We start from the raw sequence: 15,288 nt of genomic DNA on the forward strand, positions 1-15,288 counted from the left end.
CCGAGGTGACGACGGGCACGCGAGTGGTGTCGACGATCGCCGAGCTGCGCGGGCTGCTCGCCGAGCAGCGCGCGGGCGGGTCATCCGTCGCCCTGGTGCCCACCATGGGCGCCCTGCACGACGGTCACTTCGCATTGGTGCGCCGCGCTCGCGAGCTCGCCGACGTCGTCGTCGTGTCGGTCTTCGTGAACCCGCTGCAGTTCGGGCCGGGTGAAGACCTCGACCGCTACCCGCGCACGCTCGACGCCGATGTCACGGCGCTCGCCGGGTACGGCGTCGAGTTCGTCTTCGCGCCCTCGGCCGACGTGATGTACCCCGCTGGCCAGGTCGAGACGACGATCGCCGCAGGCCACATCGGCACCCTCTACGAGGGCGCCTCGCGGCCCGGCCACTTCGACGGCATGCTCACCGTCGTGGCGAAGCTGCTCAACATCGTGCAGCCCGACGTCGTCGAGTTCGGCCAGAAAGACGCGCAGCAGGTCTTTCTCGTGAGCCGCATGTTGCGCGAGTTCGACGTGCCCACCATCGTCGATGTGGTGCCCACCGTGCGCGAGGCCGACGGGCTCGCGCTCTCGAGCCGCAACCGCTACCTCGACCCGTCGCAGCGAGCGGCCGCGCTCACGCTGTCCGAGGCGTTGCGCGCCGCCGACGCCGCTGCCGGCGACGGGCTCGCCGAGGTGCTCGCCGAGGGCGCCGCAGCCTTCGGCGACCACGACGACGTCACCCTCGACTACCTCGTCGTCGTCGACCCCCAGACGTTTCTGCCGCTCGGCGACGACGCCACGGGCGACGCGGTCGTGCTCGTCGCCGCGCGGGTCGGCTCGACGCGCCTCATCGACAACGCGACGATCTCACTCGGTTGAGGCGCAAGTAGGCTGGTGCACGCACGTTTCCGCGAACGAGAGTGAACGATGGCCGAAACCACAACGGATGCCGCAGCCGAGCCCACCGCCGACGAGATCGCCGCCGCGCGGGCCGCGGCCGAGGAGGTCTCCGAGCAGAAGGCGGTGCGCCTCGCCAAGCGCGAGCGCCTGAACGCGGCATCCGACGATCTCGCGCTCGGCGCCTACCCCGTTCGCCTGCCGATCACGGCGACCATCCCCGAGGTGCGCGACCGGTTCGTCGGCCTCGGGGTCGACGAGGCGAGCGGCGAGCGGGTCGGCCTCGCCGGCCGTGTCGTGTTCTCGCGCAACACGGGCAAGCTCTGCTTCGCCACGCTGCAGTCGGGCGACGGCAGCCGCATCCAGGCCATGGTGTCGCTCGCCGAGGTGGGCGAGCAGTCGCTCGCCGACTGGAAGGAGCTCGTCGACCTCGGCGATCACGTGTTCGTGGCGGGCGAGGTCATCACGAGTCGTCGCGGCGAGCTGTCGATCATGGTGAGCGAATGGCGCATCGCGTCGAAGGCGATCCTGCCCCTGCCGAACCTGCACAACGAGCTCAGCGACGAGACGCGCGTGCGCCAACGCTACCTCGATCTCATCGCCCGCGAGCAGGCGCGCAAGAACGTCATCGACCGGGCCAACGTCAACGCGAGCATCCGCCGCACGCTCAATTCGCGCGCGTTCATCGAGGTCGAGACACCGATGCTGCAGGTCATGCACGGCGGGGCATCGGCTCGGCCCTTCGTCACGCACTCGAACGCGTTCGACACCGAGCTCTACTTGCGCATCGCCCCCGAGCTCTACCTGAAGCGGGCCGTCGTCGGCGGCATCGAGCGGGTCTACGAGATCAACCGCAACTTCCGCAACGAGGGGGCCGACTCGACGCACAGCCCCGAGTTCGCGATGCTCGAGGCATACGAGGCCTACGGCGACTACAACACCATGGCCGACCTCACCCAGCAGATGGTGCAAGACGCTGCGATCGCGACCCACGGCTCGCTCGTCGTCACGAGCGCCGACGGCTCCGAGTTCGACCTCGGCGGCGACTGGCCGCGCATCTCGATGTACGACTCGCTCTCTGAGGCGGTCGGCGAGCAGGTCACGGCCGAGACGCCGATGTCGCGCCTCAAAGAGCTCGCCGATGCCGAGGGAATCGAGATCGACCACCCGCTCCCCGGCAAGTACGTCGAGGAGCTCTGGGAGCACCACGTCAAGGGCGGCCTCGATCGCCCGACGTTCGTCATGGACTTTCCCCTCGACACCTCGCCGCTCGTGCGCGGGCACCGTTCGATCCCGGGCGTCGTCGAGAAGTGGGACCTCTACGTGCGCGGCTTCGAGCTCGCGACCGGCTACTCCGAGCTCGTCGACCCGGTCGTGCAACGCGAGCGCTTCGTCGCCCAGGCGAAGCTCGCGGCAGACGGCGACCCCGAGGCGATGCGCCTCGACGAGGAGTTCCTGCGCGCGCTCGAGTTCGGCATGCCGCCGTCGGGCGGCATGGGCATGGGCATCGACCGGCTGCTCATGGCGCTCACGGGCCTCGGCGTGCGCGAGACCATCCTGTTCCCGCTGGTCAAGTAGACGACGGTCGAGTAGCGCGAAGCGCGTATCGAGACCACGATCGGATCGCCATGAACGACTACCTCCCGAAGAAGGATCTCGAGCCCGACCCCGACCCCAAGCGCCCGTCGAACACGCGCCTCGCGATCTGGATCATCGTCGGCGCGATCGGCCTCTACCTGCTCGGCTCGGGCATCTGGGGCATCATCACCGCCGGCTGAGCCCGGGTGCACCGGCGCCCCCGCCGGCCCCGCCCCGCGTCATCCCGCCCCCGTCCGGCCCCGCCCCGCGTCATCCCGCCCTGCCCCGCCTCATCCCGCCCCGCCCCGCCTCATCCCGCCCCGAAAACAGGAGGACACGCCGCGACGGTTGCGGAAACAGGAACGGGCGGTCGGATGTCGCACCCGATGCCTGTTCTCGTCACACGTTGACTGCCCCTCCCCAGCCGATGAACCGCTCGAGCATTCCACACGTGTCGCCGTCCGACGTGCGGATGCCTCGCCACCGACGAGCATCTCAGCATGCCCGACCTCGTCTTCGACCTGCGCCGCCTCGGCGGACTCGCGACCCGCACCCGACTCCGCGCCATGGGGCATTCAGCTCGGGGAATCAGTGCGGCCGAGGATTCCCGACGGATCCTTCGAATCGGCCGGTCTTGGCTGGCGCTGCCCGACGCGAACTCCGAGGCGAGACGTGCCCTCGCCCTTCGAGGCATCCTCGGGGGAGAGAGCGCGCTGCGAACCTACAGGATCTGGGTCTCGCACCACACCGGAACGTGCATCGTCAGCCCACCGACAGCGAGCCGGCTACCGCTGCCGCGCCGGGGAGAGTATCGCCTGTGGCGCCCTCATCCACCGGCTCCGAGTACGCCGTGGCGCGTCGGCGTGGTCGACGCGCTCGCCGAGCATCTTCCGCGCATCGCCGACCCGGCGCACGCCGTCGCGACCCTCGACAGTGCCCTGAACCGGCGACTGCTTACCCCGGCAGAACTCGAGCGGCTCATGGATCAGATGCCGCGACGCATTCGACGACTTCGAAGGCACCTCGATCGGCGTGCCGAATCGGGTCTCGAATCCCTGCTTCGATTCGCGATCCGGCGCGAGGGCTGGACCGTCGAGTCTCAAGTGGAGATCGACGGGGTAGGCCGGGTCGACCTCGTGATCGACGGATGGCTCGTGATCGAGGCCGACGGATCCGCGTGGCACGAAGACCATGAATCGATCGAGCGGGATCGAGAACGCAACAGCGCGCTCGTGCTGCGCGGATTCCGTTGGCACCGGTTCGGCTACCCCGAGGTGATGAACGACGTCGACGGTTGCATCGACGTGATCCGTGCGCTGCTCGCGGGCGCTCCCTTGCAGGGGGTGGCGTGACCACCAGAACAGGAGTCACCGCTGCAGGGTGGTCTCCAGTTCCTGTAGTCGCGGCCGTCGCGGCGCGTCATCCTGTTCTCGGAACGCACGAACGCGAGACGGAGGTGCCGTGGCCGGAGTCCACCGGATCGGCCTGATCGGCGTGGATGGGCGATTCCGGGCAAACCCCGTATCCTGAGGGGACTATGAACGATTTCTGGGCCAATGCGATCTGGTCGCTCGCGCCGACCGTGCTCATCGGCCTCATCTTCTGGTTCGTGATGCACGCGATCATCCGAGCCGACCGTAACGAGCGCAGGGCGTACTCGCGCATCGAGGCTGAGGAGCGAGCGAAGCTCGCACGCGAGCACCCGGCCGGGTGACGGAACCTCCCGCCGGATGACGATCGACTTCACGACGACCCAGGTCACGGCCGTCGTCGCAGCGGCGATCATCGTCATCGACCTCGTCATCCGCATCGTCGCGGTCATCGTCGTGCCGAGAAACCGCCGGCCGACGGCCGGCATGGCGTGGCTCCTCGCGATCTTCTTCATTCCGGTCGTCGGCGTGCTGCTGTTCTGGCTCATCGGAAACCCGAAGCTGCCGAAGCATCGTCGCGAGAAGCAGGCCGAGGTCGACGAGTTCATCCGGGAGTCGACGCACGGCATCGAGCGCGTCAGCGACAGCAGCGAATGGCCGACGTGGTTCGACGGCGTCGTACGCCTGAATCGCAACCTCGGAGCCATGCCGCTGATCGGTTCGAACAGCGCGAGCCTCATCGGCGACTACGAGGGCTCGCTCGACGCGATGACCGATGCCATACGCTCGGCCGCTCGGTACGTGCACGTCGAGTTCTACATCTTCGCCTACGACCGCACGACGGCGTCCTTCTTCGACGCCCTCGGCGAGGCCGTCGCCCGCGGTGTCGAGGTGCGGGTGCTGCTCGACCACGTCGCATCGCTGCGCGTGAAGGGCTACCGCAAGACCCTGAAGCGACTCGACCGCATGGGGGTGCGCTGGCAGCTCATGTTGCCCGTGCAACCGCTCAAGGGCCGCTACCAGCGCCCCGACCTGCGCAACCACCGCAAGATCCTCGTCGTCGACGGCGAGATCGGGTTCATGGGCTCGCAGAACGTCATCGACCGGTCGTACAACAAGCGCAGCAACATTCGTCGCGGCCTCAAGTGGAAGGAACTCGTCGTGCGTGTCGAGGGCCCCATCGTGTCGGGCCTCGAGGCGATCTTCCTGACCGACTGGTACCTCGAGACCGGCGAGCAGCCGATGCGCGAGATCGTGCCGTTCGACCAGGTCGGCGAGGCCCAAGACCTCGACTGCCAGGTCGTGCCGAGCGGTCCCGGGTACGTCAACGAGAACAACCTCAAGCTGTTCCTCGCGCTGATGTACGCCGCGACCGAGCGCATCATCCTCACGAGCCCGTACTTCGTGCCCGACGATGCCATGCTGCGCGCGATCAGCGGGGCGACGCAGCGCGGAATCCACGTCGAGCTCTTCGTCTCGGAGCTCGGCGACCAGGCCCTCGTGTACCATGCCCAGCGCTCGTACTACGAGGCGCTGCTGCGCGCCGGCGTGAAGATCTACCTGTACAAGGCGCCGTACATCTTGCACTCGAAGCACTTCACGATCGACGACGATGTCGCGGTCATCGGTTCGAGCAACATGGACATCCGTTCGTTCGAGCTCAACATGGAGGTGTCGCTGCTCGTGCGGGGAGCCTCGTTCGTGCGCGAGATGCGCGCCGTCGAAGACGGCTACCGTCGCGACAGCCGTGAGTTGACCCTCGACGAATGGATGCAGCAGCCCCTGCGCTCGACGGTGCTCGACAACCTCGCGCGGCTCACCTCGGCGTTGCAGTAGCGAGCGGCAGTCGCGAGCGGCAGTCGCGAGCGGCAGCCGCGATCCGCTGCCGCGATCGGATGCCCCGTGGCGGGCGCCGCGCTCAGCGCCGGGGCTTCAGCCGCACCGTCGGCAGCTCGGGCGCCGGCAGCGCGGCGCCGTCGTAGCCGCCGACGGTGCCGAACCGGCCGTCGGGATTGTCGTGGCCGATGACGTCGGCCTGCCACTGACGCCGGAACTCGGCGATCTCGTCGTGGCCCCGGCCGATGAAGTTCCACCACATCACGATCTCTTCGCCGAACGGCTCGCCGCCGATGAGCAGCACCCGCACCGGCCCGTCGGTCGACGTCAGGCGCACACCCTCGTGCCCGACGGGAAGGTACCCGAGTTCGCTCCACTCGAGGGTGGCGGTGTGACCGGAGATGGTGAGCGGGTCGACCCCGCCGTCGTCGGGCTCGTCGTCGAGCGCGGGGATCGTCACGCGCACGGGGCCGCGGTCGACGAGCACGCCGTGCTCGAACTCGGGGTCGAGGTCGATCCAGGCCTCGCCGCCGGCGGGCAGCTCGACCTGCGCGCCGACGAGCGGCGAGAAGAGTGCGACGGATGACCCGTGGTCGGGGTCGTGGCGCTCACCGGGCAGCGAGCCTGCGAACACGCGCACCGTGGCGTCGTCGATCGTGACGGGGGTGGTCGCGGCGTGCTCGAAGAAGGGCAGCACGTTGCGCGAGGCGTCGGGCAGCACGACCCAGAGCTGCACGCCGTGCAGCCGCGTGGTGTCGGGGGTCGACACCTCGGAGTGAGAGATGCCGCGCCCCGCGGTCATCAGGTTGACCTCGCCGGGGCGCACCATCTCGTGACTGCCGGTGGAGTCGCGGTGCTCGATCTCGCCCTCGAAGAGCCAGCTCACCGTCTGCAGCCCGGTGTGCGGGTGGGGCGGCACGACCATGCCGCCGGTCGTGGCGACGTCGTCGGGGCCGTAGTGGTCGGCGAAGCACCAGGCACCGATCGTCGTGCGGCCGCGCTGGGGGAGCGTGCGACGCACGTTCATCGCTCGGGGCCCGCCGAGCGGCACCTCGCGCGGCGTCAGCACCTGCACCGCGGGGCTCTGCGAGCCCTCGGGGACGCAAACGAGCTCGAGCGGCTGCTTCTCGAGATTGCTCATGTCGGCATGCTACCCGTGCCCGACGACGTGGCGGAGACGGGGCATCCGCTGCGTTTCGTTACTCCCAGATCGGCGCCGTCGACCGCTAGCATGGCGACATGGCTCCCTCCGTGCAGCTCCGCCGTTCCGGCCTCATCGCAGTGGCGTTCTCGGCATTGTTCGTGCTGTCTGCGTGCACTCCGCCGGGCGGCGCGGCCGAAGACTTCCCGGGCAGGCCGGTTGCCGATGAGGCGCCGGTCGTCGACGTGGGTGCCGGTGAAGACGAGGCCGGTGTCGGCGGCGACGAAGGTGAAGAGGCCGAAGAGGCAGTCGACCCGATGGAGCCGAACGACGAGCCGATCGTCGTCTGGTGGGCCGACGGCGGCCAGCTCGCGCTCACGATCTCGGGCAGTTCGTCGTGCCCGGTGGTGGGCAACGAAATTCGCGTGCTCGAGCCCGCCGGCGAAGGCAACCGCGTGGCGATCTCGCTCGTCGAGCGCCCCGCCGACGAGATCTGCACGATGGACTTCGTGCCCCACACCACCCTCTTCTGGACCCCGTACGACGTCACCACCACCGAGCCCCTTGTCGTCGAGGTCATGGACACCGAGGTCGAGGTCCCCATCAAGTAGCTGCGCTCAGCCGGCGCGCCGAAGCACGAGCAGCTCGCCGATCTCGCAGTCGAGCGCCTCGCAGATCGCCTGCAGTGTAGAGAAACGGATGGCCCGTGCCCGGTCGTTCTTCAGCACGCTGAGGTTCACCACGCTCACGCCGACGAGTTCGGCAAGGCGCGTGAGCGTGAGGCCACGCGACTCGAGCAGCTCGTCGAGCCGGCAGTGGATGTCGGATGCCTCGTCGGGCTCGGCCGGCACCATCAGACGAGCCCCTCGGTGTCGCGTTGCAGGCGCTCGCCGATCTGGAACGCCGAGCTGACGACGGCGAGGGCGAGTATCGCGAACATCGGTGCGAAGTTCGTGGCGAACGTGACGCCCTCGTAGCCGTAGTCGCTGACGGCCGAGAGAGCGCCGTTCACCGACATGGTCGTCAGCAGGGTGCCGAGCAGCCAGCCGGCAGTGATCACGGCCGTGCCCCACCAGATGATGCGGGAGTTCTGGCGAGTGAAGGCCCGACCGCGGGCGAGGTTCCAGCACAGCAGTCCGAGCAGCGCGATGCCGGCGATGATCGCGAGGCCGGTGACGATCGGCTCGGCCACGATCGCGAACTGGGTCGCGGCCGCCGGTTGCGGCACCGTCACGACGGCCTGGTCGACCGAGACCTCGACGGCGGCGCCGTTCGGTCCGATCGGCAGTTGAGCCGTCTCGCCGATGAAGGGCACGAGCACAGGCACGTCGCGACCTGGCAGCACCTCGACGAGTCGGGTGACGGCCACCCAGATCGTGACTGCGGTGGCGATCGCGCCGAGCACGATCGTGAGGTACATGCCCGCGGTGTCGCTGCGGTTGAGACGGGTGGGGCTCGTCGGCTGGGACATCGATGCTCCTTCATGGCGCGTGGTTAGTTACATATCGAAAAACGATAATAACGATGATCGATATGCTTCGCAAGAAGTGCCGAACCTGTGTCGTGTGTGCGGCGCTGCGCCCACGGCGAACACCCGCCCACGGGGCATCCGCAGTGTTTACTCTCGATATATCGGCACCCCTCCCCAGCGGGGGTCGTGAGGAGTAGAGCATGTTCGAGAGATTCACCGACCGAGCCCGTCGTGTCGTCGTCCTGGCCCAAGAAGAGGCCAAGATGCTGAACCACAACTACATCGGCACCGAGCACATCCTGCTCGGTCTCATTCACGAGGGTGAAGGCGTCGCCGCCAAGGCGCTCGAGTCGCTCGGAATCTCACTCGACGCCGTGCGCGAGCAGGTGCAAGACATCATCGGCCAGGGCCAGCAGCAGCCCACCGGTCACATCCCCTTCACGCCGCGCGCCAAGAAGGTGCTCGAGCTCTCGCTTCGCGAGGCACTGCAGCTGGGTCACAACTACATCGGCACCGAGCACATCCTCCTCGGGCTCATCCGCGAGGGCGAGGGCGTCGCCGCGCAGGTGCTCGTCAAGCTCGGCGCCGACCTCAACCGCGTGCGCCAGCAGGTCATCCAGCTGCTCTCGGGCTACCAGGGCAAAGAGCAGGTGCAGGTCGGCGCGAACGACCAGGCCCAGCCGCAGGGCGGATCGCAGATCCTCGACCAGTTCGGCCGCAACCTCACGCAGGCCGCGCGCGAGTCGAAGCTCGACCCCGTGATCGGGCGCGAGAAAGAGATCGAGCGCGTCATGCAGATCCTCTCGCGCCGCTCGAAGAACAACCCCGTGCTCATCGGCGAGCCCGGCGTCGGCAAGACCGCCGTCGTCGAGGGCCTCGCGCAGGCGATCGTCAAGGGCGAAGTGCCCGAGACCCTGAAAGACAAGCAGCTCTACTCGCTCGATCTCGGCTCACTGATCGCCGGCAGCCGCTACCGAGGTGACTTCGAAGAGCGCCTGAAGAAGGTCACCAAAGAGATCCGCACGCGCGGCGACATCATCGTCTTCATCGACGAGATCCACACCCTCGTCGGTGCGGGTGCCGCCGAGGGCGCCATCGATGCCGCGTCGATCCTGAAGCCGCTGCTCGCCCGCGGCGAGCTGCAGACCATCGGTGCGACCACGCTCGACGAGTACCGCAAGCACTTCGAGAAAGACGCCGCACTCGAGCGCCGGTTCCAGCCGATCCAGGTCGCCGAGCCGTCGCTGCCCCACACGATCAACATCCTCAAGGGCCTGCGCGACCGCTACGAGGCACACCACAAGGTGTCGATCACCGATGGCGCTCTCGTGGCCGCGGCGAACCTCGCCGACCGTTACGTCTCAGACCGCTTCCTTCCCGACAAGGCGATCGACCTGATCGACGAGGCCGGCGCGCGCCTGCGCCTCTCGATCCTCTCGAGCCCGCCCGAGCTGCGCGAGTTCGACGAGAAGATCGCCGTCGTGCGGGCTGCGAAAGAGACCGCCATCGAAGAGCAGGACTTCGAGAAGGCCGCGTCGCTGCGCGATGAAGAGAAGAACCTGCTCGGTGAGCGCCTGCGCCTCGAGAAGCAGTGGAAGTCGGGCGACGTCAAGACGACCGCCGTCGTCGACGAGGGCCTGATCGCCGAGGTGCTCGCGCAGGCGACCGGCATCCCCGTCTTCAAGCTCACCGAAGAAGAGTCGTCGCGACTCGTCTTCATGGAGAAGGCGCTGCACGAGCGCGTCATCGGTCAAGAAGAGGCCATCTCGGCACTCGCCAAGACGATCCGCCGCACCCGCGCCGGCCTCAAAGACCCGAAGCGCCCCTCGGGCTCGTTCATCTTCGCGGGCCCCACCGGCGTCGGCAAGACCGAGCTCGCCAAGGCGCTCGCCGAGTTCCTCTTCGACGACGAGGCGGCGATGATCTCGCTCGACATGTCGGAGTACGGCGAGAAGCACACGGTCTCGCGGCTGTTCGGTGCCCCTCCCGGGTTCGTCGGCTTCGAAGAGGGCGGCCAGCTCACCGAGAAGGTGCGCCGCAAGCCGTTCAGCGTCGTGCTCTTCGACGAGATCGAGAAGGCGCACCCCGACATCTTCAACTCGCTGCTGCAGATCCTCGAAGAGGGTCGCCTCACCGATGGTCAGGGCCGAGTCGTCGACTTCAAGAACACTGTCATCATCATGACGACCAACCTCGGTACGAAAGACATCTCGGCGGGTCCCGTCGGGTTCCAGATCGAGGGCGACCCGCGCACCGGCTACGACCTCATGCGCGGCAAGGTCAACGAAGAGCTGAAGAAGCACTTCAAGCCCGAGTTCCTGAACCGCGTCGACGAGATCATCGTGTTCCCGCAGCTCTCGAAGCCTGAACTGCTGCAGATCGTCGACCTGTTCATCAAACGGCTCAGCGAGCGCATGCTCGACCGCGACATGACCGTCGAGCTCACGCTCGCCGCGAAGGAACGCCTCATCGAGGTCGGGTTCGACCCGGCCCTCGGCGCCCGGCCCCTCCGCCGCGCGGTGCAGCACGAGGTCGAAGACCGTCTGAGCGAGAAGATCCTGCACGGCGAGCTCAACTCGGGTGACCACGTGCACGTCGATTTCAAGGACGGCGAGTTCGTGTTCACCACGACGCAGCGGGCCCTGCCTGTGGCCGTCGGCGTCAACGCGAATGCCGCGATCGGCACGGGTCCTGCCACGCCCGACCTCGCGGCCTCGGGCCAGTAACACGAGCGACACGAAGGGGCGGATGCTGCGGCATCCGCCCTTTTCGTCGCCTCCCGTCCTCACCCCGTGCGCAATTCAGGTGCGGAGGTGTGTCGCGCGGCGACACGCCAGGGGCTGAAGGCGACACACCGAGGGCGAACCTGAATTGGGCACGTGGGAGGCGAGCCGCGACCGGCCGAATACGATGGGCGGATGACCGAGTTCACGGTGCGCCGGGCGCGCACGAGCGACGTGCCGAAGATCATCGCACTCGTGGAGCCGCTCGTCGCCCGACGCATCCTGCTCGGCAAGGAACGCGTCGACCTCTATGGGGCAGTGCAGGAGTTCCGCGTGGCCGAGTCGGCCGAGGGCGAGGTCGTCGGCGCGGGGGCGCTGCACGTGCTCTGGGAGGATCTCGGCGAGGTGCGCACGCTCGCCGTCGCCGACTCGTGGCTCGGGCACGGCGTCGGGCACGCGCTGCTCACGACACTCGAGTCCGAGGCCCGAGAACTGGGCCTGAGCCGGCTGTTCTGCCTGACGTTCGAGGTCGCGTTCTTCAGCCGTCACGGGTTCGAGGACATGGGCCATGAGACCGTCGACCCCGAGGTGTACGCCGAGCTCGTGCGTTCGCACGACGAGGGCATCGCCGAGTTCCTCGATCTTGCGCGGGTGAAGCAGAACACGCTCGGCAACACGCGCATGCTGAAGGTCTTCTGACCGCTCGCTCGCCGCGCCGACCGGATGCCGCGTGCGGCGCACCCGCGGTCGTACCCTGTGTGCATGTCGACGAACCCACCGCGGGCCGGGCGCCAATCGCCGCAGGTGTATCGTCGCCGTCGACTCGTCGTGCTTCTGGGGCTCGTCGCCGTGGTCGTGGCGGTCGTGCTCATCTTCGTGCGCCCCGGCGCCAGCCAGGGCGACGACTCGGGCGCCCCGCCCGCGAACACCCCGGGTGCCGCTCCGGCCACGCCCGATGCCACGACGATCCCGACCGAGCCGGTGGCCGTCGACGGCGATCCGTGCGCGCCCGAGAAGATCACGGTCGAGGCCGTCACCGACAAGTCGTCGTACAACGCCGGCGAGCAACCCCGACTGTCGGTGACGATCACCAACACCGGCAAGAACATCTGCGTGCTGAACGCCGGCACCAAGGCCCAGGTCTTCACGATCACGAGCGGCACCGAGGTGTACTGGACGTCGACCGACTGCCAAGTCGACCCGATCGACGCCGAGGTGTCACTCGCCCCGAACACCCCGATCAGCTCGAGCGTGCCGATCGTCTGGGATCGCACGCGCTCGACGCCCGACACCTGCGAGGGGCCGCGCGAGGCGGTCCCGGCGGGCGGAGCGTCGTACCACCTGTCGATCTCGGTCGACGGATTCGCGTCGGCCGAGACGAAGCAGTTCCAGCTGTATTGACCGCGTCTGCGGAGGATGCGGGGCGCGAGGCATCTGCTCGATAGCCTTGAGGCATGGCAGGCAAGTCACGCAGGAAGGCGGCGCCCGAGCCGGTCGAGTTCCGGTCGCAGGCGCTCGCCGAGGCGCTCGAACGGCAGGATGTCGCCGCGGTCGCGCTCGCACTGCGGCACGGCAACACGGTCGTGCCCCTCATGAAGGCGGCGCCGCGCGATCGGCCGCTCGAGGGCGAGGTGTGGACGTACCGCGACCCGAACACGGGTGAGGTCGCGCTGCTGCTCTTCAGTGATGCCGCGAACATGCCCGCCAACCTGCCGCAGGAGGTCGGGTTGCATGGTCCGGCGTGGCTGCGCACGTTCTTGAAGCACCACGAGTCGACGATCACGACCGTGTTCCTCGACATCGCAGGACCCCACCCCATGCAGGCGCCGCCCGGTGAACTGTTGCGGGCGCTCGAGGCGTGACCCAGTCGCGGTCTCAGAACGCCGCGTCGAGCTCGCGCTCGCGTGCGCTGCCGCGTGCCTCGGTCGCGCCGAGCATCGCCCGTGAGACCGCGGAACGCACCGTGCCGACCTCGACGTCGAGGATCGTCGTGTACCCGAGGCGCCGCGCCTCTGTCGCGCGCTGCTTGGCCGCGCTCACGGGGCGCACCTCGCCGGCGAGGCTGATCTCGCCGAACGCGGCGAGCTCGTGCGGCACCGCGGTGTCGCGCACCGCCGAGGCGATTGCGACGGCGATGGCCAGGTCGGCGCCGGGCTCGGTGAGACGCACGCCGCCGACGGTCGAGACGTAGACATCGTGACCGCCGAGCCCCGCGAACCCGACGCGGCGCTCGAGCACCGCGATGATCATGGCGACCCGCGACGGGTCGACGCCGTTGACGATGCGGCGGGGCTGCGGCGCGGTGGTCTTGACGACGAGCGCCTGCACCTCGACTGCGAGCGCCCTCCGGCCCTCGAGGGCGACCGTCACGCACGTGCCGCTGACGGCGGTGCGGCCACTCGATCGGAACAGCCCCGACGGGTCGGCCACCTCGGCGATGCCGTCGCCCGTCATCTCGAAGCAGCCGACCTCGTCGGTGGGGCCGAAGCGGTTCTTGAGCGCCCGCACGAAGCGCAGCGCGTTCTGCCGGTCGCCCTCGAACTGGCACACCACGTCGACGAGGTGCTCGAGCAGGCGTGGCCCGGCGATCGAGCCGTCTTTGGTGACATGGCCGACGAGCAGCAACGGCAACTGGCGTTCTTTCGCCACGCGGATGAGTGTCGACGCGACTTCGCGCACCTGGCTGGGTTGACCTGGCAACCCGTCGCTGAGTGACGACGCGACGGTCTGCACCGAGTCGACGATGAGCAGGTCGGGCGCGACCGCGTCGACCTGCCCGAGGATCGTGGCGAGGTCGGTCTCGGCGGCGAGGTAGAGCTCGTGGTGCAGCGCGCCCGTGCGGCCGGCCCGCAGGCGCACCTGGGCGGTGGACTCTTCGGCGGTGACATACAGCACTCGCCGCCCGGTCGCCGCGACCTTCGCGGCGACCTCGAGCAGCAGGGTCGACTTGCCGACCCCGGGTTCACCCGAGAGCAGGATGGCCGCGCCCGCGACGACGCCGCCCCCGAGCACCCGGTCGAACTCGCCGATGCCAGTGGGGCGGTGCGCCGCGTCGGCCGTCTCGACCTCGACGATGGGCCGCGCCGTGCGCGCTTCGCCGAGCTGCACGGCCTGCACCGCGCGCACGATTCCGGTGGACTCGGCGACGTCGACGACGGTGCCCCACTGCTGGCACTCGCTGCAGCGGCCGACCCACTTGACGGTGCTCCAGCCGCACTCGGTGCAGCGGAACGTGGAGGTGGGACGGGCCATGATCCGAGCCTAGGGTTCACCTGCGACATCCGGTGGCCGCCCTGCCGCTGTTGCGTCGGCGCCCTGCCGCGATTGCGCGGCGGCGAGGATCCGGACCTCGTTGCGGATCGTCTCACATCCCCGTGAGGCGCGTCGCCGGCGGCGTCTCGAACCGCTCGACGAGCAGGGCCGCGAGCGACGGTGCGAACGCGTTCGCCCACACGCGATAGCCGTGGTCGTTCGGGTGGAACAGGTCGATCGCGAACTGCGTCAGGATGCCGGCGACGCCCTGGTGCTTCGTCTCGGCGTGCAACGGCACGACCGTGAGCCCGTGCTCGGCCGCGACCCGACGCACGATGCTGTTCGCCACCGCGACCTTGCGCTCGTTGTGCGGAAAGTAGAAGTACGGCAGGTCGGCCACGAGCGCATGCGGCGGCAGGGCGGAGAAGATCTCTCGGATGCCCCGTTCGAATGCCACCGGGTCCCACAGCGCGATGTCGTTCGCGCCGATCGCGACGGTGACGATGTCGGGCCGGAGCTTCACGAACCGCGGAAGCTGGTCGCGCACGGCGAGCTCGACGGTCGCGCCCGAGACGCTGAGGTTGACGACCCGCAGCGTGCGCCCGGTGACCGCGCGGATCTCGTCGGCCAGCACCCCGACATAGCTGCGGTCGGGGCTGCTCGCGCCGATGCCCTGCGCCGCGCTGTCGCCGATGGCGACGTAGAGCAGGTCGCCCTTCAGCTTCGCGTGGTCGCGCCACCACTTCGAGTGCACGGGCAGGGTCTCGTTCAGCACGAGCGAGTTGGCCGTGAGCCGTGCCCGGAACCGTCGCCACGAGGTGACCGCGACCGCGCCGGCGGCGCCGGCCATGGCGACGGTCGTCGTGACCACGACCACGCGAGCCATTCGCCTCGACTGCACCACGACGACGACGGTATGAGTGCACGCTGAACGACGGCTGAACGCGGGTCGGGACATCCGCTCGTTTTCAGGGCCTTCTTAAAGTCGGGGCGTCTGTGACTGTTGTCCGGCGTGGCTGCTGCTAACGAGGGGAAC

The 15,288-nt window shown here is 68.7% G+C and carries 16 protein-coding genes; 11 read left to right on the forward strand and 5 right to left on the reverse strand.

Features of this window, described 5'->3' with window-relative positions:
• The first annotated feature begins 5 nt into the window (after positions 1 to 5).
• From panC to cls, 6 genes are all read left to right on the forward strand, one after another.
• The gene (panC, locus tag ABD164_RS13435) at positions 6 to 863 is read left to right on the forward strand and encodes a pantoate--beta-alanine ligase (RefSeq protein ID WP_344296818.1); all 858 of its coding nucleotides are present in this window, start codon (positions 6 to 8) and stop codon (positions 861 to 863) included.
• A 48-nt stretch (positions 864 to 911) separates the two neighbouring features.
• Positions 912 to 2,459, forward strand: a complete 1,548-nt coding sequence (lysS, locus tag ABD164_RS13440) for a lysine--tRNA ligase (RefSeq protein WP_344296795.1) — start codon at positions 912 to 914, stop codon at positions 2,457 to 2,459.
• 50 nt (positions 2,460 to 2,509) lie between these two features.
• Positions 2,510 to 2,659 carry a hypothetical protein gene (locus tag ABD164_RS13445; protein ID WP_344296796.1) on the forward strand — a complete coding sequence of 50 codons (150 nt, stop codon included), beginning with the start codon at positions 2,510 to 2,512 and terminating at the stop codon, positions 2,657 to 2,659.
• Between the two features lie 300 nt (positions 2,660 to 2,959).
• Positions 2,960 to 3,811, forward strand: a complete 852-nt coding sequence (locus ABD164_RS13450; RefSeq protein ID WP_344296797.1) for an endonuclease domain-containing protein — start codon at positions 2,960 to 2,962, stop codon at positions 3,809 to 3,811.
• A 185-nt stretch (positions 3,812 to 3,996) separates the two neighbouring features.
• Positions 3,997 to 4,173, forward strand: a complete 177-nt coding sequence (locus ABD164_RS13455) for a hypothetical protein (RefSeq protein ID WP_344296798.1) — start codon at positions 3,997 to 3,999, stop codon at positions 4,171 to 4,173.
• Between the two features lie 16 nt (positions 4,174 to 4,189).
• Positions 4,190 to 5,665, forward strand: coding sequence for a cardiolipin synthase (cls, locus tag ABD164_RS13460; RefSeq protein WP_344296799.1), 1,476 nt, complete (start codon positions 4,190 to 4,192; stop codon positions 5,663 to 5,665).
• 82 nt (positions 5,666 to 5,747) lie between these two features.
• Here the strand turns inward: cls and ABD164_RS13465 are convergent, their stop codons facing one another.
• Positions 5,748 to 6,806, reverse strand: coding sequence for a pirin family protein (locus ABD164_RS13465; protein ID WP_344296800.1), 1,059 nt, complete (start codon positions 6,804 to 6,806; stop codon positions 5,748 to 5,750).
• 98 nt (positions 6,807 to 6,904) lie between these two features.
• Between ABD164_RS13465 and ABD164_RS13470 the strand changes: the two genes are divergently transcribed.
• A complete protein-coding gene (locus ABD164_RS13470; protein ID WP_344296801.1) occupies positions 6,905 to 7,417 on the forward strand; it encodes a hypothetical protein in 513 nt (170 codons plus the stop codon).
• 6 nt (positions 7,418 to 7,423) lie between these two features.
• Here the strand turns inward: ABD164_RS13470 and ABD164_RS13475 are convergent, their stop codons facing one another.
• Both ABD164_RS13475 and ABD164_RS13480 read right to left on the reverse strand, forming a co-directional pair.
• Positions 7,424 to 7,660: a helix-turn-helix domain-containing protein gene (locus ABD164_RS13475; RefSeq protein WP_344296802.1), complete on the reverse strand. Its 237-nt coding sequence runs from the start codon at positions 7,658 to 7,660 to the stop codon at positions 7,424 to 7,426.
• On the reverse strand, positions 7,660 to 8,277 hold the full coding sequence (locus tag ABD164_RS13480; protein WP_344296803.1) for a hypothetical protein: 618 nt from the start codon (positions 8,275 to 8,277) through the stop codon (positions 7,660 to 7,662). The genes ABD164_RS13475 and ABD164_RS13480 overlap by 1 nt, the downstream gene beginning before the upstream one ends.
• A gap of 200 nt (positions 8,278 to 8,477) precedes the next feature.
• Between ABD164_RS13480 and ABD164_RS13485 the strand changes: the two genes are divergently transcribed.
• From ABD164_RS13485 to ABD164_RS13500, 4 genes are all read left to right on the forward strand, one after another.
• On the forward strand, positions 8,478 to 11,003 hold the full coding sequence (locus tag ABD164_RS13485) for an ATP-dependent Clp protease ATP-binding subunit (protein WP_344296804.1): 2,526 nt from the start codon (positions 8,478 to 8,480) through the stop codon (positions 11,001 to 11,003).
• A 192-nt stretch (positions 11,004 to 11,195) separates the two neighbouring features.
• Positions 11,196 to 11,699: an amino-acid N-acetyltransferase gene (locus ABD164_RS13490; RefSeq protein ID WP_344296805.1), complete on the forward strand. Its 504-nt coding sequence runs from the start codon at positions 11,196 to 11,198 to the stop codon at positions 11,697 to 11,699.
• A 63-nt stretch (positions 11,700 to 11,762) separates the two neighbouring features.
• On the forward strand, positions 11,763 to 12,401 hold the full coding sequence (locus ABD164_RS13495; RefSeq protein ID WP_344296806.1) for a hypothetical protein: 639 nt from the start codon (positions 11,763 to 11,765) through the stop codon (positions 12,399 to 12,401).
• 53 nt (positions 12,402 to 12,454) lie between these two features.
• Entirely contained in the window at positions 12,455 to 12,862 is a 408-nt protein-coding gene (locus tag ABD164_RS13500; RefSeq protein ID WP_344296807.1) for an SseB family protein, read from the forward strand.
• 13 nt (positions 12,863 to 12,875) lie between these two features.
• On the opposite strand, the gene radA is transcribed toward ABD164_RS13500, so the two are convergent.
• Together radA and ABD164_RS13510 are read right to left on the reverse strand one after the other, a co-directional pair.
• Complete coding sequence (gene radA / locus ABD164_RS13505; RefSeq protein WP_344296808.1) at positions 12,876 to 14,252, reverse strand: DNA repair protein RadA; 1,377 nt, start codon at positions 14,250 to 14,252, stop codon at positions 12,876 to 12,878.
• A gap of 112 nt (positions 14,253 to 14,364) precedes the next feature.
• The gene (locus ABD164_RS13510; protein WP_344296809.1) at positions 14,365 to 15,156 is read right to left on the reverse strand and encodes an SGNH/GDSL hydrolase family protein; all 792 of its coding nucleotides are present in this window, start codon (positions 15,154 to 15,156) and stop codon (positions 14,365 to 14,367) included.
• Positions 15,157 to 15,288: the final 132 nt, after the last annotated feature.

Source organism: Agromyces neolithicus (assembly GCF_039529735.1).
GTDB classification, from domain to species: domain Bacteria; phylum Actinomycetota; class Actinomycetes; order Actinomycetales; family Microbacteriaceae; genus Agromyces; species Agromyces neolithicus.

What these genes read in the sequence shown, in the direction of transcription:
- ABD164_RS13450 (WP_344296797.1), top strand. Translation starts at nt 2,960, where the DNA reads ATGCCCGACCTCGTCTTCGACCTGCGCCGCCTCGGCGGACTCGCGACC.
- ABD164_RS13445 (WP_344296796.1), top strand. Translation starts at nt 2,510, where the DNA reads ATGAACGACTACCTCCCGAAGAAGGATCTCGAGCCCGACCCCGACCCC.
- ABD164_RS13485 (WP_344296804.1), top strand. Translation starts at nt 8,478, where the DNA reads ATGTTCGAGAGATTCACCGACCGAGCCCGTCGTGTCGTCGTCCTGGCC.
- ABD164_RS13455 (WP_344296798.1), top strand. Translation starts at nt 3,997, where the DNA reads ATGAACGATTTCTGGGCCAATGCGATCTGGTCGCTCGCGCCGACCGTG.
- ABD164_RS13500 (WP_344296807.1), top strand. Translation starts at nt 12,455, where the DNA reads ATGGCAGGCAAGTCACGCAGGAAGGCGGCGCCCGAGCCGGTCGAGTTC.
- ABD164_RS13465 (WP_344296800.1), bottom strand. Translation starts at nt 6,806, where the DNA reads ATGAGCAATCTCGAGAAGCAGCCGCTCGAGCTCGTTTGCGTCCCCGAG.
- ABD164_RS13495 (WP_344296806.1), top strand. Translation starts at nt 11,763, where the DNA reads ATGTCGACGAACCCACCGCGGGCCGGGCGCCAATCGCCGCAGGTGTAT.
- ABD164_RS13480 (WP_344296803.1), bottom strand. Translation starts at nt 8,277, where the DNA reads ATGTCCCAGCCGACGAGCCCCACCCGTCTCAACCGCAGCGACACCGCG.
- lysS (WP_344296795.1), top strand. Translation starts at nt 912, where the DNA reads ATGGCCGAAACCACAACGGATGCCGCAGCCGAGCCCACCGCCGACGAG.
- cls (WP_344296799.1), top strand. Translation starts at nt 4,190, where the DNA reads ATGACGATCGACTTCACGACGACCCAGGTCACGGCCGTCGTCGCAGCG.
- ABD164_RS13475 (WP_344296802.1), bottom strand. Translation starts at nt 7,660, where the DNA reads ATGGTGCCGGCCGAGCCCGACGAGGCATCCGACATCCACTGCCGGCTC.
- ABD164_RS13490 (WP_344296805.1), top strand. Translation starts at nt 11,196, where the DNA reads ATGACCGAGTTCACGGTGCGCCGGGCGCGCACGAGCGACGTGCCGAAG.
- radA (WP_344296808.1), bottom strand. Translation starts at nt 14,252, where the DNA reads ATGGCCCGTCCCACCTCCACGTTCCGCTGCACCGAGTGCGGCTGGAGC.
- ABD164_RS13470 (WP_344296801.1), top strand. Translation starts at nt 6,905, where the DNA reads ATGGCTCCCTCCGTGCAGCTCCGCCGTTCCGGCCTCATCGCAGTGGCG.